General features: G+C 48.5%; 23 protein-coding genes. 16 read left to right on the top strand and 7 right to left on the bottom strand.

Features of this window, described 5'->3' with window-relative positions; all coding sequences use genetic code 11:
• Positions 1-20: 20 nt before the first annotated feature.
• The 3 genes from QTN95_RS06255 to QTN95_RS06245 are packed head-to-tail and all read left to right on the top strand — an operon-like array spanning position 21 to position 1326.
• On the top strand, positions 21-263 hold the full coding sequence (locus QTN95_RS06255) for a hypothetical protein (protein ID WP_331416773.1): 243 nt from the start codon (positions 21-23) through the stop codon (positions 261-263).
• Entirely contained in the window at positions 260-802 is a 543-nt protein-coding gene (locus tag QTN95_RS06250) for a lysozyme (protein WP_331416772.1), read from the top strand. Before QTN95_RS06255 ends, QTN95_RS06250 begins: the two co-directional genes overlap by 4 nt.
• 2 nt (positions 803-804) lie before the next feature.
• Positions 805-1326, top strand: coding sequence for a hypothetical protein (locus QTN95_RS06245; RefSeq protein WP_331416771.1), 522 nt, complete (start codon positions 805-807; stop codon positions 1324-1326).
• Positions 1327-1330: 4 nt separating this feature from the next.
• Here QTN95_RS06245 and QTN95_RS06240 read toward each other — a convergent pair whose 3' ends face one another.
• The 3 genes from QTN95_RS06240 to QTN95_RS06230 all read right to left on the bottom strand — a co-directional run bounded on the left by QTN95_RS06240 (position 1331) and on the right by QTN95_RS06230 (position 5321).
• Positions 1331-2473 carry a PDDEXK-like family protein gene (locus QTN95_RS06240; protein WP_331416770.1) on the bottom strand — a complete coding sequence of 381 codons (1143 nt, stop codon included), beginning with the start codon at positions 2471-2473 and terminating at the stop codon, positions 1331-1333.
• Positions 2474-2579: 106 nt separating this feature from the next.
• Complete coding sequence (locus tag QTN95_RS06235; RefSeq protein WP_331416769.1) at positions 2580-3548, bottom strand: phage portal protein; 969 nt, start codon at positions 3546-3548, stop codon at positions 2580-2582.
• Between the two features lie 21 nt (positions 3549-3569).
• Positions 3570-5321, bottom strand: coding sequence for a terminase large subunit domain-containing protein (locus QTN95_RS06230; protein ID WP_331416768.1), 1752 nt, complete (start codon positions 5319-5321; stop codon positions 3570-3572).
• A gap of 132 nt (positions 5322-5453) precedes the next feature.
• Between QTN95_RS06230 and QTN95_RS06225 the strand changes: the two genes are divergently transcribed.
• From QTN95_RS06225 to QTN95_RS06170, 12 genes are all read left to right on the top strand, one after another.
• Positions 5454-6314 (top strand): MbeD/MobD family mobilization/exclusion protein, encoded by an 861-nt coding sequence (locus QTN95_RS06225; RefSeq protein ID WP_331416767.1) that lies wholly within the window; start codon positions 5454-5456, stop codon positions 6312-6314.
• A 40-nt stretch (positions 6315-6354) separates the two neighbouring features.
• On the top strand, positions 6355-7392 hold the full coding sequence (locus QTN95_RS06220) for a phage major capsid protein, P2 family (RefSeq protein WP_331416766.1): 1038 nt from the start codon (positions 6355-6357) through the stop codon (positions 7390-7392).
• Between the two features lie 112 nt (positions 7393-7504).
• Positions 7505-7957, top strand: coding sequence for a head completion/stabilization protein (locus QTN95_RS06215; RefSeq protein ID WP_331416765.1), 453 nt, complete (start codon positions 7505-7507; stop codon positions 7955-7957).
• A complete protein-coding gene (locus QTN95_RS06210; protein ID WP_331416764.1) occupies positions 7957-8436 on the top strand; it encodes a phage tail protein in 480 nt (159 codons plus the stop codon). Before QTN95_RS06215 ends, QTN95_RS06210 begins: the two co-directional genes overlap by 1 nt.
• A complete protein-coding gene (locus QTN95_RS06205; protein WP_331416763.1) occupies positions 8418-8957 on the top strand; it encodes a phage virion morphogenesis protein in 540 nt (179 codons plus the stop codon). Before QTN95_RS06210 ends, QTN95_RS06205 begins: the two co-directional genes overlap by 19 nt.
• Positions 8957-9148 carry a DUF2635 domain-containing protein gene (locus tag QTN95_RS06200; protein ID WP_331416762.1) on the top strand — a complete coding sequence of 64 codons (192 nt, stop codon included), beginning with the start codon at positions 8957-8959 and terminating at the stop codon, positions 9146-9148. The genes QTN95_RS06205 and QTN95_RS06200 overlap by 1 nt, the downstream gene beginning before the upstream one ends.
• Positions 9145-10290 carry a phage tail sheath subtilisin-like domain-containing protein gene (locus QTN95_RS06195; protein ID WP_331416761.1) on the top strand — a complete coding sequence of 382 codons (1146 nt, stop codon included), beginning with the start codon at positions 9145-9147 and terminating at the stop codon, positions 10288-10290. The genes QTN95_RS06200 and QTN95_RS06195 overlap by 4 nt, the downstream gene beginning before the upstream one ends.
• Positions 10291-10293: 3 nt before the next feature.
• Positions 10294-10659 (top strand): phage tail tube protein, encoded by a 366-nt coding sequence (locus QTN95_RS06190; RefSeq protein ID WP_331416760.1) that lies wholly within the window; start codon positions 10294-10296, stop codon positions 10657-10659.
• Positions 10660-10668: 9 nt separating this feature from the next.
• Entirely contained in the window at positions 10669-11355 is a 687-nt protein-coding gene (gene gpM / locus QTN95_RS06185; protein ID WP_331416759.1) for a phage terminase small subunit, read from the top strand.
• Entirely contained in the window at positions 11339-11626 is a 288-nt protein-coding gene (locus QTN95_RS06180; protein WP_331416758.1) for a phage tail assembly protein, read from the top strand. Before gpM ends, QTN95_RS06180 begins: the two co-directional genes overlap by 17 nt.
• Entirely contained in the window at positions 11623-11769 is a 147-nt protein-coding gene (locus QTN95_RS06175; RefSeq protein WP_239926469.1) for a GpE family phage tail protein, read from the top strand. Before QTN95_RS06180 ends, QTN95_RS06175 begins: the two co-directional genes overlap by 4 nt.
• 34 nt (positions 11770-11803) lie before the next feature.
• Positions 11804-13687: a hypothetical protein gene (locus QTN95_RS06170; protein ID WP_331416757.1), complete on the top strand. Its 1884-nt coding sequence runs from the start codon at positions 11804-11806 to the stop codon at positions 13685-13687.
• A 24-nt stretch (positions 13688-13711) separates the two neighbouring features.
• Here the strand turns inward: QTN95_RS06170 and QTN95_RS06165 are convergent, their stop codons facing one another.
• The 3 genes from QTN95_RS06165 to QTN95_RS06155 form a co-directional block, all read right to left on the bottom strand.
• Positions 13712-14827, bottom strand: coding sequence for a hypothetical protein (locus tag QTN95_RS06165; protein ID WP_331416756.1), 1116 nt, complete (start codon positions 14825-14827; stop codon positions 13712-13714).
• A 122-nt stretch (positions 14828-14949) separates the two neighbouring features.
• Positions 14950-15498, bottom strand: coding sequence for a GNAT family N-acetyltransferase (locus QTN95_RS06160; protein ID WP_331416755.1), 549 nt, complete (start codon positions 15496-15498; stop codon positions 14950-14952).
• A gap of 14 nt (positions 15499-15512) precedes the next feature.
• Positions 15513-15674, bottom strand: coding sequence for a hypothetical protein (locus QTN95_RS06155; protein ID WP_167489421.1), 162 nt, complete (start codon positions 15672-15674; stop codon positions 15513-15515).
• Between the two features lie 482 nt (positions 15675-16156).
• On the opposite strand from QTN95_RS06155, the gene QTN95_RS06150 reads away from it, so the two are divergent.
• The gene (locus QTN95_RS06150) at positions 16157-16759 is read left to right on the top strand and encodes a KilA-N domain-containing protein (protein ID WP_331416754.1); all 603 of its coding nucleotides are present in this window, start codon (positions 16157-16159) and stop codon (positions 16757-16759) included.
• A 34-nt stretch (positions 16760-16793) separates the two neighbouring features.
• Here QTN95_RS06150 and QTN95_RS06145 read toward each other — a convergent pair.
• Positions 16794-17083: hypothetical protein (locus tag QTN95_RS06145; protein ID WP_331416753.1), on the bottom strand; the 290-nt coding region annotated here is incomplete at its 5' end.

Raw genomic sequence — 17083 nt, 5'->3', positions numbered from 1 at the left:
CCAACTACGAGAGAACATCGATGAACCTAACCGAGGTAAAAACGTTGCTAGCATCTTTGCTGGACGTGACTGGCCTAAAGAAAACTCTAACCTCCATCAGCGCCACCATCATCAGCTTTGGCGTCAATGATATCGCTCAGCTAATTGCCATCAGCGTGGGTATCATTTCCGGCATCATGGCCATTCGCCACTACGCAGTTGCAACCAGGCTAAACCAAGCCAAGTTAGATAAGCTAACCTCACCGGAGGATGAAAACGCATGAGCCTCAAGACCAAAGCAATCCAAGCGGCGGTGTGCTCAGTAGCCTCCGTTCTTGCCATTGTCTTCACCCTCGACTCAGAGCTTACCGTCAGTGAAAACGGCCTGCGCCATATCGCTAACGAAGAAGGTTGCCGCCTCAAACCCTACCAATGCAGCGCCAATGTCTGGACCGTCGGTTTAGGCCATACCCAAGGCGTAACTCAAAAGACCAGGCTAACCGAACAACAAGCCGCGGAGTATTTCGTCAAAGACATCGCCGCGGCAGAACAAGTGGTGAACAAACACCTTAGCCAAACACCAACTCAAGGCGAATACGACATGATGGTCAGCTTCGTCTACAACCTGGGCGCGGGCAATTTTGCGCGCTCGACCCTACTGAAGAAGTTTAACCAGGGCGACCGTGTTGGCGCCTGCAACGAGTATCCTCGTTGGGTATTCGTCAATGGCAAAGACTGCCGACTCAAGCAAAGCAATTGTGCCGGTATTGCTAAACGCAGAAGCATCGAGCGAGACGTGTGCCTTAACGGCTGGGGAGAGTAGTCATGTTTGGCAACTACCTAAAGCTACTTAAACCGATTGGCCTTGTTGTTGTTTTTGGCTGCGTTGCCTACTTCTCCTACGACTACGGCGTCACCAGCACCCAGGCCAAAGCGTTAAAACAGCAAAACGTCCTGTGGGACAAAGTCGAACAGAAACAAGACGAGGCGTTTAAGTTGGCAGTAAAGCTCGCCAACCAAAAGCCCGATATCCGCATCAAATTCCGAGAGATAGAGAAAGAGGTGATCAAGTATGCTCAAGCAAACAATGATAAGCAGTGCGTGGTTACTGATCCTGACTGGCTGCGCATCCGCGCCCAATCCGTGCGAGCGCATAATCGAGCAATCGGTATTCAGCAACCCACCGCCATCTCTGATGGTACCACCACAACCGCTCCAGGTTACCAGCGAGACGCCGAGGTCTTAGCGGAAGATGTGGCGAATCTGGAAACCTGTGCGGAGAATGCGCGCAGACTGTCCGCACTACAAAAATGGATTGCAGCGCAGACACAAGTCATTCCCAAGTGATTGGTTACGATGCCTCCATTATCAATTGATGCATCTTAACGAGCTCATCAACAATTTGCTGAGTAAACTCATTAAGTGATTGAGGATTTGAAAGGAACTTAACGTCATCTGCACTAAGGTTGCGAAAGTTAATATTTCGTTTGGGATACGCATAGAATGTATCGTCTTCTTCTCGCGCATAGTCATGCTTTAGTTTAGGAAGCTTAGTTTTCTTTGCGTGTTTGGACTTGTTATCTTGATATACACCAAAATACAAATGGTGGTCTTGTTCTACATACAAATAGAACGAGGGGTAATCACGTAATTCAAACTCTTGAATGATCCATCTAGAATTACGTCTAGCTTGAACATATTTTCTGACTGCTTCCCTTGGGTCATGTTCGAGAGCAATTGAATCGTTTGAGAGCTCACCCAACTGTTCCGTCATTTTCTTTCCAAGCATTTCCCACATTGACAACTGGGCATCAACAACGATTTCTTCATACGCTTGATTTAATTCGGAGACAGACTCTAAGTTGTCGTCTTCTAGCAACAGTTTCTTTAATCTTTCGATGTGTTCCATATTCTCAACGCGATTAGTTAAATGGTTTATAAGGTCTAGGTATTGAATGAAAGCTTCACGTAGTGGCGCATTACGAGCGGAGAGTTCAGTGCAACGTTCTATCCAGTCATGTATGTCCGAGCGATAGTCTATCTTGGTTATCTTCTTGTCCAGATTACCAACGCTCTCTGGGCTAGGTTCTTTGCCATCTAACGTAAGATAAAAAAGATGGATATCTTTGTACCCTTCGTCACGCATGGTTTGGTAGTAACGCTGGAGTTGCTTATCCTGATCGGCAGCATAAATTTTATTTTCTATGATGACGGCTGTCTTTTCGGAGCGTATCAAAATATCAATGTTCTTATACTCGCAAAGAACTTCAATGTTTCCTGAAACCTCTAGCCCCTGACGCTTAAGAAAATTATTGAGGAAGAGTGCGCCCTGATTATGGCTACCACTCGGACTCAGAACATCGACTAAAAACCGAGAGTGGAGCCTAACTTCATCTGACTCCGATCTAAGGACACTGAAAAGGTTGTATTGTGGTGGTTCTTCGTACTTGTCTCTCAACAGCTTTAGGTAGCTGAAGAACTGTTTGTTAATCATAAAAGCCTCATATGCAATTAAGATTGCATGATAAGCCTAGTTTATTTATAACAACATGATTCAGTTTGATTTTTGTTACTTGAAACGCCGATAGTTCCCCCAGTTTTTAGACCTCATCCAACCTCCGATACTCCTTAGCCATAATCACCTCCTGCCCGACAAAGTCATTCAGCTCCTGCATCATATCAATCAGTGGTAACAGCTCGTTCTTGTGGAATAGCCAGTCGACCTTGCTCAGATCGAGTGAAGTAATACTCTCTCTGCGGATGCTCATTAGCTCAATGGGTACGCGGTGCAGAGCGAGTACATCTGTCATGGTCTGGTTCTTCACATCCTTAAACGCGTCTTTTGCTTCCACCTGACCAATCGCTTTGAGTTCAGGTGCCTTGGTATCTTTACCCTTGGCATTTACAAACAGGTTTTTGAACGCCATCCCTTCCTGAGCTTGCAGCTGTTTCTTGATTTCCTCTTCCTGCTTGGCAGTCATGGTCGGCTCATTCATATACAACAAATAACCTGCGTGGTTGCCATTGCGAAAGTACTGACGGCGAAACAGAGTCGCGTCTTCATTCAGCCAGATAGACGTTAGGCCGCTAACGTGGCTTGGCAATCCATACAGCTCTTGAGCGATATCGTAATCGCCCAGGTGGAAGACTTGGCCCTTTTTAAAATTAATCCGGCCATCGTCGTCATAGGCACGTGGTTTGTAGGTCCAACCAAGATCTTCCCGTCGACGCATATACAGCGCTGGCAAATGCTTGAGCATCACCACCTCCCCCAAGCCACGGAAGTTACGCACCACTTGAAGGTAGCCATTACCAAAGGTCAGATAGTCCTGGATAAAACGCTTGGCGTCCTGGCGCGGTAAAAGCTCACTTAACGAAATCGCCAGCACCAAAGTATTGCGCTTAAACTCAATCGCACTGGCATGCATCGGATTGACCCGCAGCGCCTTGGCTAAGGTATCAAGCGGAATAGGCGGCTCGTAGATGCCATCGATTAGCGCCACTTCTAAATAGCTCAGGATATCGCTATTCATCACACTGACGGGTTTAGAAAATTCAATCTCAATCACTTGCTCTCTCCGGCTATTTGATTAAAAGAAGGCGACGCTGGTATCGCTGTCTGCGTTGATATCTATTGGCTCCCAGCACATCACGTGCATGGCTGCCCAGGCTAGGTCAGCATGCGAGCCAATCTTGCTCCGGTTGGAAATGAAGGTGACCTGGTTAGTGCGCTCCGTAGTTTGCTGGCGAATCATCAAAAACGAATGCACCAGATCATCCCAGTCTTCATCAAACAGGAATCGACCGTTGTTAATAATCTCGCGCGCCTTGTAGGCCATCATCCGTTTCACTTCCGGTGAGTAGTTGAGCTCAAGCAGCGATGGATAGAACTTACGCACCAGCTCCGCTACCGCAGAGCCAACACCACCAGTATCGATGGCAAGGTGAACCACATTGTATTTCTCGGTAATGGCACGAATGGTTTCTGCTTGCTGCTCATAGCTCGAGCCCTTCAAGCGCAGTTTCTCAATCGCGCGGAACACACCGCCTTTGGTCTTAGGCTTGAGTGACACTACTAAGCCGGCATCATCAGAGCCTTCACCGCTGCCGCCACCTCGTGGGTCATAACCGACCAACACCTCGGCATTGCCAACTGGCTTTGCTTTGCTGTGGTCGACATCAAGCCAGTTCTCGGTATCGGTCTTACACGCCAGCAAGGACTTGAGCGAGAAGAACGAGGCGCTATCGTCCAGAAACTTACAGCGCAGCAGGTTGTCGAACACCTCTTTGATTGGGTACTTACGCTTGAGTTTCTCCATGTTGAACAGCTTGTCGCCACCTTTGGCGATGGCATCATCAACCGTGATCATCTGACGGAAGATATAATCAGGCCCAAGCGCGCCATCTTTCAGCGCCTTATGGCTGATATCAATATTCTGCTCTTTCTTGCCCGACCATTTCGGATAGGCTTCATGCGCCATGGTCGAAGGCGTGGAGATATAGGTGGTCCGATACTGCGCCTGAATCGACATACCCCCGGCATAATCGTCCAGATCACCAAAGCGAGGGATCCAGAACACCTCATCCCAATACATATGACCGTTAAAGCCCTGAGAGGTCGCGACATTGGTTGACGCAAAAATAAGGTTGGCGCCATTACTCAGTTCAATATCGTCTTTGCCTTTCAGGTCTACACCTGCCAGCTCCAAAGCGAAGCGGCGAATATAGTTTTTGAAGATATAGGCTTGCTTCTTCGAGGCAGATATAAACACCTGGTTGTCGCCATTAAGCACTGCATCTTCGAACGCTTCCCAGGCAAAGTAGAACGACAAACCAATCTGGCGCGATTTGAGATAAAAGCGGATCTCATTGATGTCGTCGTCTTGCTTGTGCTGATGAATCTCTTTCTGATAAGCGAAAAAGGTCTTGTCTCGATACTCATCCAGCATCTCTTTAGTGATGCCAGAGATATCGTTCTTAACCTTGTTCGACTTACGGCCACGCTTTTTGTCGCCATCGTGATAGCCAGCTGGTCGGGAACGCTGCTCTGATTTCTGATTCTTGTAGTGCTGTTCAAGCAGCATCTTCAGCTCACGTTCCTGACACTCCAGCTTTTGATCAACCCACATCAAATAAGCGATGCGTTGTCTGAGCATCAGTTCAACCGGCGCGTCATCCCGTAACGTTTTCCAGTCAAACTGGCTGATCCATTTCTGAATGGTACGCGTCGCCACACCCACTTGTTCGGCGATTTCAGGCGGCTTTCGTTGACGCAGGAATAGTCCCAACGCTTTGGTTTGGTCGGCGGTGTATAACGCGTCGCTAATTGCATTCGTATCCATGCCAGCATAGTGCTATAGCCCCCGTCATTACTCAGCCTTCGCGCTTTCTATATCTCCTATATAGAACCAGCACAAATACAAAAAGACCAAGCCATTGGTTAGATTGAGAGCATCAAGTTTAGGAGACAAACGATGTTCAAGTCTGAGCCAATTTGTATTTTGACCGCAGGTCCCACGGTTGACGGTCGCGACATTGCACAGAAAGTGATTGATGATATTGCAGAGACTTATAACCCGAAAAAATATGCAGCTCGCATCAATGACAATCACTCAGATTGGAGCTGGAAAGGCGGTACGGTTCTGTCCGTTGAAAAGCGAGGTAGTGAACTGTGGGCAGAGATAAAACCCAATTCCCACCTACTGCGAAATATTGAGAGTGGTCAGCTTCTCCACACCTCATGTGAGTACCTAGAAGATTTCGCCAACTCTGGCAAAGCGTATCTCACAGGGTTGGCATTCACAGATAAACCAGCCTCGCTAGGCACCACTCAAGTTCATCTCTCTGCCCAGCGAAGCGCAGAAAAAGCCATTCATGTCTCCTCTGGGCAAGTGCTCAATTTTTATGAGCAACCGTCGGAACTGACTGAAAGCTCAGAGGAACAATCCCTATTACAAAAACTATTCAACCTGCTCAAAAGCGCCCCTGATGCCAACGACGAGCAGCTTGCCAACCAAGAGGAATCGGAAGAAATGTCTAAGAAAACCGAAGAGCTGCTCGAGCAAAGCATTGAACAAAACAAGGAGCTAACTGACCAGCTCAGCCAACTGGTGACGTGCTTGTCGGCAAACAGCAAGCAAGACGAAGGCAGCGATGAAACTGACGACTCAGGCAACCAAGAAAGCAAAGATGTCACCGCGTTAAAAGGCCAAGTAACTGAGCTTTCAAGTCAGGTCGAAACCCTCTCGGGTCAGCTAGAAAAACTCAGCAAACTGACCGACGAACAAGACCGTGAACTGGCTGGCGCAGACGGCGAAGAAGAACCTTACCTCTAAGGCTTAGGTCTCTCGATAACGATTTGAATTAGGTAACAACATGCAAAAACAGACCAAAATTAAGCTCAACTCCTATGTGAAAGCCGTCGCGACACAAAACGACGTCGATGATGCGACCGAGAAGTTCAATGTCACCCCTAACGGTACGCAGAAAATCATCGCCGCGATCCGTGAAAGTAACTGGTTCCTGGGCAAAATCAACATCGTCGCGGTTAAGAACCAGAAAGGTGAATCCATCGGCCTTGGCGTCACCGGTATGATTGCCAGCCGCACCGACACATCAGGCGATGGCAAACGTAAGCCAAAAGATTACTCAAGCATGGGCGCGATGCCGTACATGTGTGAGCAAACCAACTTCGATACCGCGATTCGCTACGCCAAGCTCGATGCCTGGGCGCACCATAAAAACTTCAACACCCTAATCAGTAAGAGCAACCGCGAGCAGATTGACGCCAACAAAATCACCATTGGTTGGTACGGTGAACGTGTCGAGAAGGACACCGATGCCGAGGCGAACCCAAATGGCGAAGACGTCAACAAAGGCTGGTTCCAGGCAATGCGTGAACACAATGCCGAGCGTCTTATCACTGAAGTGGTCGAGGGCTCTGGTGAAGTGCGAATTGGTGAAGGCGGTGACTACATCAACCTTGACCTTGCAGTGCTCGATACCAAAAACCTGCTCCATCCAGCGTGTGAAAATGATGCCAACCTGATTGCGATTATCGGCTCGGACTTGCTGGCTTATGACAAAGCCAAGTTCTACGAAGCGCACGGCAATACGCCAAGCGAAAAAGGCAAGATCCAAGAGCTGCAGGTGATTGGTACCTACGGCGGCTTACCTGCTGTGAAAGTACCTGGCTTCCCGTCTGCCGGTATTCTGGTCACCAGTTACGACAACCTCTCTATCTACATTCAGGAAGGGTCGATTCGTCGCTCAGTGGCGAAGAAAAACGACGAGAAAGACCAGATAGAAAACTTCGAGTCGATGAACATGGCTTACGTCATTGAAGAAGTCGGCAAAGCGGCGGCGATCGAGTTTAAGAACGTCAAAGTCAAAATTGGTAACGCTTGGGTATAACGCCTGACGAACACCCCACCAATGCAGGCTCTATCGCTGCTTCACGTGTGCTACTGCACTGAGTGAAAACCGCGATTGCGGCCTGCATTCCCTTAACCCGTTGAGGTGCAACATGGCTGAGTTTGTCGGCAACAAAAACCAAACCTACCACGCCGAGCTGCCAGCGATGGGCAAGTACCCGGCATTAAAGATTTCAGAGTTTCAGTCTCTGTTTCATTTCCAAACCAATGAGACAGAGGCGGGGATTCTGCACCAGGCAAAGGTATCGAGCATCAAGGTTCATTCCGAGCTCAAAGAGGCGCTGGCTCCTTTTGCTGACTTAGCAGAGCTGTCACTGGCAAGATTTGACGACCAAGAGTCCGGCGCAACACTCTACCAACAAGCGGTGTTTGCCCTGACGGCCGCGCAGCTTATCAGCGTGCAAATGAGTGGCGATGCCACCAAAGAAGCCGCTGACAGACAGCAGGCCCTGAGCGAGAAAAAACAGCAGTGTGAGGTCCAGTATCGTCAGGCCATCGACCTATTGATCCACGGCGAAGAAACCTACCGATTCGAGAGGGTGTAATGAAAGCACTACAAAGCTTAACCGACCTATTTAAGCAGCATGTCGTCGATGCCAAAAGCTTCGATGCCTGGGCGGAAGATGGCGCAATTTTCTCTGCTCAGGGCGATGAGATAGATGGCTTTGAAGTGGAGTACACCGCGATCCTCTTTATCCAAAATGCCCAGCTCAATCCGGACAACCTGTTTATGCACGTGGTCAGCTGGCTCAACAAATACGATCCACACCGCAGCGAAAAAGGGCTAACCATGCCGACCTTCGCTATCGAGCCACTCGATAAAGGCCGCTACGACCTCAAACTCAAGCTCGATATTCGCGAAGAGTTCAACCTGATCGAAGATGAGCAAGGAGACTGGCAGCAAGCAGACCAACGCTACCGTTGTAATAACCAGTTCGAAGCGGTCGTGGATGAAGATGAGTTAGACGAACTGGTTCACTTTGTCGGACATCTGGATGACTTGCCATGTCAGAACTCGCACTAACAACACCAGAACAACTGACCCAAGTGGTAGAAAGCTTAGTCCTCACTGCCTCTGATAAGTTCGACCTCAACAAGCGCATGGCCAATCGGGCAAGGCAGTTCTTCAGACAGCAAATCCGCGCCCAGCGTGACATTGATAACAACCCTTATCAGAGCCGCACTAGCAGAAACAAAGTGCGCCTCAATAAGGGCGCAGCTGGCCGAATCACCGCCAACAACAAAAACATGCTGCTTGGGTTTTCCAAAGCATTGCGCACCCAAGTCAGTGAGCAAAGCTTTGAAGTCGGCTTAGCCGGTGTTGCGGGTTTGATTGGCCGTGAACATAACCAGGGTTCGCAAGTTTCCTTCACTACGCGCGTCAATGGTTTCTTTGACAGCAAAACGGGGCGCTGGACAGGCGGCACACTGACCAAACGCAACTACACCATGCCCAAGCGAACCTTTATTGGTTGGACGCCAGCGCTAGAGCGCGAGCTGCTGGCAATGGCAGCCGAACACTTTGCATTACAGGAAGCAGCCTAATGGAAAAAAACAAAGTACCAACATTCAAGATTAAGCCCAAACAAGGCGTCACGGTCAAAGACCCAAAAACCTTCAAACCACTAAAACCTGAAGGTGAAGACAAACCGCGCAATACCTATTGGCTGCGCCGAGTTCAGGACGGTGACTGCACCGTCGTTCAACCTACCGCCAGCAAGGAGCCTAAACAATGAGTATCAGCTTTAACGAGGTACCCAAAAGCATTCGTGTCCCAGGTTGTTTTATCGAGATCGACAACAGCCTGGCCAACAGTGCCGAAGAGCTGCAAGTCATCTTAGCCATTGGTAACGCGGTTGAAGGTGCGGCCGTTGGTCCAAACATCGTCAAATTGTGTATGGACAAAGACACAGCCGCCAAGCATTTTGGCAAACAAGGCGCCACCTCAGAGATTGTCGAAATGGTCGAATACTTCCGTAAGCAAGATGAAGTGATGCCGATTTTCGCCGTCACTGTTGCCGGTGGTGATATCACCAGTGCCCTGGCTGCGCTCGGTGATGTGCAGTACAACCACATCATGTGCTCACTGAACGACGAAACCACCATTCGAGAGCTGGGTGAGTTACTTGAAGAACGTTACGACGCAATGCATCAGATCCCCGGCTTAGCTTACATTCCGAAAAAAGGCACTCACGCCGAGCTCATCACATTTGCACCAGTGAGTAACTGCCCGTTGATCAGCTTTATGCCTATCCATCAGTTCTGTGATTCAGCTAATCAAGACCTGAGTAACGCCGCTGCCATTGGTGCCTGGGTTGGGCAGATTGCCCCCTCACTCGCCACTGATCCATGTAGGCCGCTACAAACCTTGAAGCTCTCTGGTGTTTACTCCAAAGCAACCAGCGAATGGACCTTTGCCGAGCGCAACATGCTGCTTTATGAAGGCATCAGTACCTTCACTGTCAGCTCGGCCAAAGAGGTGATGGTTGAGCGCCCAATTACCGCCTACACAGAGAACGCAGCAGGCATTGCCGATAACAGCTATCTCGATGTGATGACGCCAGCGACTGCGATGTATTTCCGCCAGAAACAACGCTCGCGCATCCTGAGCAAATACGCGCGCCATAAACTGGCCAAAGACGGCACTAAGTTCGCGCGCGGCCAGGCTATCGTCACCCCAAGCATGCTCAAGACCGAACTGATCGCTCTCTATCGCGAGCTCGAGTACAACGGCATCGTTCAGGACTTCGACGGCTACAAGAAGTCGCTCATCGTTGAGCTCGACGATACCAACAAGCAACGGGCGAACTACCAAGATTCACCGCAGTTCGTTAATGGCCTCATCATTACCGCAGGTAAGGTTCAATTTAGGAAGTAACTTATGGCAACGAAAATCACTAGCCGCGCTGTCCTCATTGCTGGCTCGTTAGGCAGGCTGCCACTCAAAGAGGGCGCCGAAGTCGGCTTTGGCAACCTCAAACGTGAAGCCGTGTTGGGCGATGATGGCGTCCTTGGCTATACCGAAGAGCACTCGGATGCGCCCTTTATCAAGGCGACCATCATCCACGCTAAAGACACTGACGAAGAAGCAATTGCCAACTTCGTCGGTGAGAACGTCACCTTAGAAACCAACAGTGGCAAAACCTACACGCTCAAAGAAGCCTGGGCGGTCGACCCACTGTCGCTCAACGTTAAAGATGGTCAGCTCGAAATCCTGCTCAACGGCGAAGAGCTCATCCCGCAGTAAGGAGTCACCATGCTATCTATCCTGATGAAGCGACAACAGCAGTTAAAAACCGTTCAGGTCAAGCAAACCAATGAGAGCACCAACACTCGCACTGCGTTTGCCGATAAGCCCTGGCAAGAGACGCAAGCAATCTTAAAGCAGGACTTGAGCTTTTTAAAAAGCCTTGCCGGTTCGAAAGAAAAAGAACCCTACAAACAACAGCTGGTTGATAAATACCGCCCCTTAGTTGAGAAGCTGCTCGCCACTCACCAGGGCAACTACGCCAACCTTGAGGTGATGTGGTGGTTCTACTTGTGGCAAGTCGACCTCGGTCAGTTTGAATCGGTTTATGCGGATTTTCGCTTAGCCATCGACAGTGGTTTAGAGCCGCCAACTACCTGGCGCACCAACGGCCATACCGCCTTCTGTGATCTTGTCTTTAGCTACTCACACCAAGCGGTACAGAACAACAAGCCGTTCACCAAGGACTACCTGATTCAGACGGTTAATGACCTCCAGTCTGGTCACCTTGCCACCAACGCACCACTCAAAGTGAAAATGTATCGCCTGGTCGGTGACTGGTACTTCGAAGACGGCGAGAAGAAACTCGCCCATGACTTGTTTGAACAGGTAATGAGACTCGACCCAAGCAAAGGCGGTCGCAAGACCAAACTCAAAGAACTGAAGGAAGAACTCGGTTATGACAGCCCCAATTAAAAATCAGGCAACCCTGCGCAGCGTTGACCTGCCTGTGCCGATAGAAAAGGATGGCAACCAAATCACTAGCCTCGATATCCAAAAACCCAACTCTGGCAACCTTCGTGGCCTGAGCCTGATTGATGTGTGCGAGATGCGCTTTGAAGCTGGCGAAGTGCTACTGCCGCGCATCACTAGCCTTGATGAACGTGACGCGATGAACATGCCGATCGAGAACTGGGCGCCGATCCTGACCACCATCGCCTCTTTTTTCGTCAATGTGGAACAGTGATAGACCATGTTGAGGACTATTACGCCGACCTTGCTGCCGTGTTCCATTGGCCACCAAGCGAAATAGACCAGCTCAGCTACGAAGACCTAATCCTGTTCCGCGACAAAGCGCGCCAACGAACTGAACAACAAGAGAGCGACTAATCGCTCTTTTGTGCCTTAGACAAGGACCAAGCCAATGAAGATGAGCCTTTCCATCGTTATGGGAATGAAGGATAAAACCAAGCCCATTCTTAAAGGCATGAGCAGCGAATCCGACCGCTACGCCAAACAGATCAAAAAGGTCCAGAAGGCACAGGCCGATGACGCCAGCGCGATGGCGATGATTGCTCGTTTCAACGACATCAAGAAAGCCAAACAGAAAAACATCCTCTCCCTGAAAGCCGAGCAAGAGCAGCTCGATAAACTGAAGAAAAAAGCCAAACAACTTCAAGCACCGAGCGCGGCACTGACGGCCAAAATCGCCAAGCAGCAAGAGAAGCTAACCAAACTCAACAGCGAGCAAAAACAATATCAGACCGGCTTAATGGGCCTGCGTAAAAGCCTCAAAAAATCCGGCGTCTCTGTTTACAAACTCGATAGCGAATACGACCGCCTCAACAAACGCTATCAGAAGCACGGCAAAGAGATCACCACTCTGCAGAAACGCTACGCTAAGCTGCAAGGTATTATGAAGCCGATGCAAAAGCTCAATGGCAAAATCAAACTGCCTAAGATTGGTGGCGCGATAGCTGGCAAAGGCGCAGCACTGCTCGGTGGTCTAAGCATTGCCAGCCTGGTCAGTGAAGTGAACCAGGCCGCCAGTGAAATGGATGCGCTGGCTAAGAAGTCGGCAACGCTGAAAATATCGATTGGCGAACTGCAGGCGCTGCGTAAACAAGCCTCCCATGCTGGCGTCGATGACGAAGCCATGTCATCGGCACTAACGCGCTTCACCAAACGACTCGGCGTATTACAAACCACCGGTAGTGGCATTCTCGGCTCTTACCTGAAAAAGAGTGGTAACAGCGCCTTCCGTGACCTGAAAGGCGCCAAAGATACCCAGCAAGCCTACGAGCAACTGCTCAACGCCTTCTCTAAACTCGAAACCGCTCAAGAGCAGATGGCCTTTGCCGATGCTGCGTTTGGTCAGGATGGCCGTAAAATGCTCCTGCTACTGCGTGAAGGTACCGATGGATTAGTCAAATCCCGTAAAGAGCTGGCCGAACTTGGCGGTGGCGCCAAAGCAGAAGACGCCGCCAAGGCAGAAGCCTACAACGACGCCCTGCAGCGTATTCAAGAAAGCATCAAATCAATCAAGTATGCAGCCCTCGCTCCTATCATGGAAAAGGCCACCCAAGCCTTTGGCGAGTTCACCACGAAATTCAAAAATGCCAAGTGGCGCGATGACACCATCACCAAAGTGACCCAAGCGGTGAAAGGGCTCTACAACGGCCTCACCTTACTCGGCAAAGGCATCATATTCGTATCGCAGCACTTCAGAGAAATCGTCGCAGCGGTCGCGTTATTCAAAGCCGCATTGATCGCCCTGAACGCCGTGATTCTGAGTAACCCCCTTGGCCTTATCGTCGCTGGTGTTATGGCGGCGATTGTCGCCATCACTTATCTGGTTGACAAATTCTACGGCCTGGACAAAGTGATCAAGGCAATCGGGGAAGGCGTCAGCTGGTTGTGGAATGAGTTTAAAAAGCTAATCAACATGCTGCCCGACTCACTCATCCCCGATAACTGGAAGCTACAAACCGAACAGGCAGGCGAACAAGTCGACCACCTGGCAAACAAGCTCAATAAGATTAAAGACAAGAACGCCAAACTGGGCATCACCACCACCGAAGCCCATAATCGCACCGAGCGTCAAGGATACAGCGGCTACGCAACCGGAAACCTAGCCACGCAAAGCCAGTACCGCCCCTATCAACCACTGGCCCCTCAGACAATGAAAAGCAAATCCGAAGTCGAACTGCGCATCAAGTCAGATAAGCCAGTGACAGTAGACAAAGCCAAGAGCGAGAAAGGCACCGAGCTAAGCCTGGATGTTGGGAGTTTGGGGTGGAGTTATTAGTGGCCAAAGGAAACCGAAGGTTATTTATTTTCGCCTTAAGTCCAGTAAGTCTGAATGTATCTGAACGAAATTAGCATTGGGCCTAGGAGCAGTTACCATATAATCAGAAATAGCATAAGTTAGCTGTACGACCAGTTTATTAATCTCTTCTTTGGAACTAAAAAGCTCAATTAATTTATGTGCATCACTTATTAAGTTGGATATTCGTATGTAGACCTCAACCATCTTCTTTTCATCACCATTATGGTTCCAACCTGGTCTATCAAACTCTTGGTGAGCTCTGAGTAGTATAGACAGCACTGCTTTGTGTTCATCAAAGTCTGTTCGAAACCGGTTCTTACCGTTTGGTGAAAGCATGAATTTATAAAATGGTATTAACGACCTTGCTTGCAATGGTTCTGTCGACACAATTGGCATTGGAACATAGCAGAATGAACTAATTCTTTTGATAACGACCTCTAAGACGAGCACAAATTCAGATGGAGTGAAGATATTGCACATCAATTGCGGAGTACCGTGATTCCAGTATATATTTCCCACACTCTGCGTTTCTTGGAACTGAATTTTTAAAGTTCGAGTCAAACCGGCGACTTTGATGAAAAAATCGACAAGTAACTGTTCATCATACTTACCATCCTTACAGCTATTGATTTCTTTAATATGTTCCCAGATTCCGTGATAGCGTTCGACAATAGCATTTAGAAATTCTGTGTCCGCATGGTCTGTGGTGCAATTTTCAAAGCTATTCCGAGGAAATAGCGACTCATATAAAGCTTCCTTATCGAAAAACTTTATCTGTAAGTTACTCTCCTGCAGTTCTAGCACTGAATGAAAAGCAGCTTTATGCCTTTGAAACTTTTCAAAGATCAACATTTCTTGTTGTTGGCACCACATTTCTTGCTGCCTGTGTTCGTGCTCTTCTCTATCAAGCCTTTCCTGTTTTTGCTCTTCACGCAATATACGGTTTTGTCTAATAGCAAAACCTAGTGTTAAAACTGTACCTACAGCAGCAACCCAAGTAGCAACGTCACCAACGACACTTTCAAGTGCGGTAAAAGCCGTTAAGCCCACACCCAAAATAAAAAAGAACAGTGAACAAACGATAACAACGATAAGGGAAAAAGAATCAAATTTGCGCACAACAAATACTCTGGCTTTACGATGTATGTATCATACACCATATGCAACCCAACTAAACAACTGATACAAGTACAAAATGCGAGCACAAATAGACAGATGTAATGTTTTTAGATTACGGGTGGTTATGCTTCTAAGGTTTTAAGATCGATAAACATCGCGGGGTGTTCGGTTGCATGGTTCTCAGGTGTATCTAGAAAGCTGAAACCATTCTTGTAATAGAAATCGACCGCTTCTGTCTTCACATCTGCAGTCAAAAAACGACAACCTATCGCTGGAGCAATTTCATCCAAAGCAATCGCGATCGCCATATCGACCAATACAGAACCAAGGCCGCTTCCGCGCTGGTTGGCATCGACCGCTAAACGCGTGATTTTTAGCGCGGGTAGAGTGGCATATCGGTTAGCCTTTGGGCAATCATCTACAGCATACGCATCGCCAAGATCTATCTCACTGCTTGTCAGCGTCATATAGGCTAATACTTTACCTGTTTCTTCATCGCTTTCATTGCGCTCAATGCAGACATAACTAATGCCAATCATTGACTCTTGAAAGTTACAAGCTTGTTTTTGTAGGAAGGTCTTTAAAGGAGCGAAGGCTTGGTCGCCAGAACGAAACTTTTTAGAGTTATCACAAGGGGAAAGTTTTCGAATCGAATAGTTAGTAGTTCCCATATGGCCGAGAACTACTATGCTTGCGCGGCGCGCATTTTGGCTAAGGCTTCACGACCACGTGCTAGCGCTTTCTTGGCATGTGGGTTAACTTTTGCTTCGCGAACTTGCTTTGCAAATTGCTTAGCATCTTCACCTGAAAGCTCTAGTCGCCCAAATGTACTACTCTTTATTGCCATTATCGATGCCCTTTCGGTTAAAATTGTAACTCTCATGTCTGTTTGATCTAACTTCATATCAGTGAGTCATACAGACGCCTTAATTTTCTTTGATCCTGACGAAGCTGTCAACTTTACTGGCTATTTATTGAACTGACTACGACCGACATAAGCCGACTATAACCAATTGACACCTCTCAACAACCTACGCTAACCTACCACTGCACTGGCAAAATCCAGTGCCGGGCGTAGGAACCCGTTTTGTTTACTCTCGGCGCATAGACGCCAGCTTTTTGCTGGTTTTTTTATGTGCAGCTTTGGCACACCTGTATATGGTGAATTTGTCTAATTTGCAGACAATAAACTGAATTATGGTGGGCTGGGCAGGGCAGCTTCGGCTGGCCGTGTTCCGAGAGAGCGGTATTCCTACCCCTGTTCAGTTCACCACCCAAAGCGTAGGAACTCTGAGTGGTGATTTAACCAAATTGCTCTCGGAGGCCATCATGCCTAATCTAACCATTCTATCTAAAGACGTTCGCACACTTGATCATCTGTACTCACTCAATGACCTACACAAAGCCAGTGGGAACCAAGATAAACACCGCCCTATTCGCTTCATTCGTTTAGAGCAAACCAAACAACTCATCAAAGAAATAGACCAAAGACCAGATCTGGTCTTTGCTACCTATCAAGGCGGCAAAAATCAGGGAACTTGGGTCTGCAAAGAACTGGTCTACTCATACGCAATGTGGATTAGCGCCAAATTCCACCTGCAGGTGATTCGCGCCTTTGATGCCATGATGACTCCCCCACTCCAGGGCGTAACCCTCAGCGAGAAGCAAGCGCGATTCGTCCAATGCACCTTCAACCAAATGGACAAACTCCAGGCTCGCTACCAGCTCACCAGACAACAACACCGAGCCATGATGGAACAAGTCGCCACAATGCGCACTTTCTGCGACCAGATGGAACAAAACCTCAAACAATTCCAATCCCACCTCGATGGTGACTTTGATATCGTCAATCACATCCATCTCTACAAAAGCATGGCGTTAGATTATCAAGGTGCGAGAGAGCTAAAGGACTTTATGGAGCGTGATCATTAGTATAAAAATGGCCAAGCTCTTTCGAGCTTGGCCGTTACACATAGTGCAAAATACAAAACAGGTTGAACCTCTGTATTAGTACACGACACCATGGCCAAGTCCAATCCACTTGAACAAACTGGAAGTAAAAATGCTCAAAAATGTAATTGAGTTGTTTGCCACCGAATGAGTCTAAATCGGCGTTGTTGCCTAAATCAGTTGAACCTTTTTCGAGTCTTGCGATCTGACCCTTTATGATGGTTAGAGCGGTGGTGGCATGGGTAAGGCAAAAAAGAAGATAACTAACTGGGCGGAGTACAATAAGGCTCTGTGTAAACGGGGCTC

It is taken from the genome of Vibrio sp. M260112, assembly GCF_036533775.1.
Lineage (GTDB): Bacteria > Pseudomonadota > Gammaproteobacteria > Enterobacterales > Vibrionaceae > Vibrio.
The sequence above is the reverse complement of the archived record's forward strand: the minus strand, read 5'-3'. Positions and strand labels throughout refer to the sequence as shown.

Coding starts and splice junctions, on each gene's coding strand:
- QTN95_RS06225 (WP_331416767.1), top strand. CDS start 5,454: ATGTTCAAGTCTGAGCCAATTTGTATTTTGACCGCAGGTCCCACGGTT.
- QTN95_RS06245 (WP_331416771.1), top strand. CDS start 805: ATGTTTGGCAACTACCTAAAGCTACTTAAACCGATTGGCCTTGTTGTT.
- gpM (WP_331416759.1), top strand. CDS start 10,669: ATGCTATCTATCCTGATGAAGCGACAACAGCAGTTAAAAACCGTTCAG.
- QTN95_RS06230 (WP_331416768.1), bottom strand. CDS start 5,321: ATGGATACGAATGCAATTAGCGACGCGTTATACACCGCCGACCAAACC.
- QTN95_RS06195 (WP_331416761.1), top strand. CDS start 9,145: ATGAGTATCAGCTTTAACGAGGTACCCAAAAGCATTCGTGTCCCAGGT.
- QTN95_RS06180 (WP_331416758.1), top strand. CDS start 11,339: ATGACAGCCCCAATTAAAAATCAGGCAACCCTGCGCAGCGTTGACCTG.
- QTN95_RS06255 (WP_331416773.1), top strand. CDS start 21: ATGAACCTAACCGAGGTAAAAACGTTGCTAGCATCTTTGCTGGACGTG.
- QTN95_RS06170 (WP_331416757.1), top strand. CDS start 11,804: ATGAAGATGAGCCTTTCCATCGTTATGGGAATGAAGGATAAAACCAAG.
- QTN95_RS06155 (WP_167489421.1), bottom strand. CDS start 15,674: ATGGCAATAAAGAGTAGTACATTTGGGCGACTAGAGCTTTCAGGTGAA.
- QTN95_RS06205 (WP_331416763.1), top strand. CDS start 8,418: ATGTCAGAACTCGCACTAACAACACCAGAACAACTGACCCAAGTGGTA.
- QTN95_RS06220 (WP_331416766.1), top strand. CDS start 6,355: ATGCAAAAACAGACCAAAATTAAGCTCAACTCCTATGTGAAAGCCGTC.
- QTN95_RS06200 (WP_331416762.1), top strand. CDS start 8,957: ATGGAAAAAAACAAAGTACCAACATTCAAGATTAAGCCCAAACAAGGC.
- QTN95_RS06190 (WP_331416760.1), top strand. CDS start 10,294: ATGGCAACGAAAATCACTAGCCGCGCTGTCCTCATTGCTGGCTCGTTA.
- QTN95_RS06160 (WP_331416755.1), bottom strand. CDS start 15,498: ATGGGAACTACTAACTATTCGATTCGAAAACTTTCCCCTTGTGATAAC.
- QTN95_RS06150 (WP_331416754.1), top strand. CDS start 16,157: ATGCCTAATCTAACCATTCTATCTAAAGACGTTCGCACACTTGATCAT.
- QTN95_RS06215 (WP_331416765.1), top strand. CDS start 7,505: ATGGCTGAGTTTGTCGGCAACAAAAACCAAACCTACCACGCCGAGCTG.
- QTN95_RS06210 (WP_331416764.1), top strand. CDS start 7,957: ATGAAAGCACTACAAAGCTTAACCGACCTATTTAAGCAGCATGTCGTC.
- QTN95_RS06240 (WP_331416770.1), bottom strand. CDS start 2,473: ATGATTAACAAACAGTTCTTCAGCTACCTAAAGCTGTTGAGAGACAAG.
- QTN95_RS06250 (WP_331416772.1), top strand. CDS start 260: ATGAGCCTCAAGACCAAAGCAATCCAAGCGGCGGTGTGCTCAGTAGCC.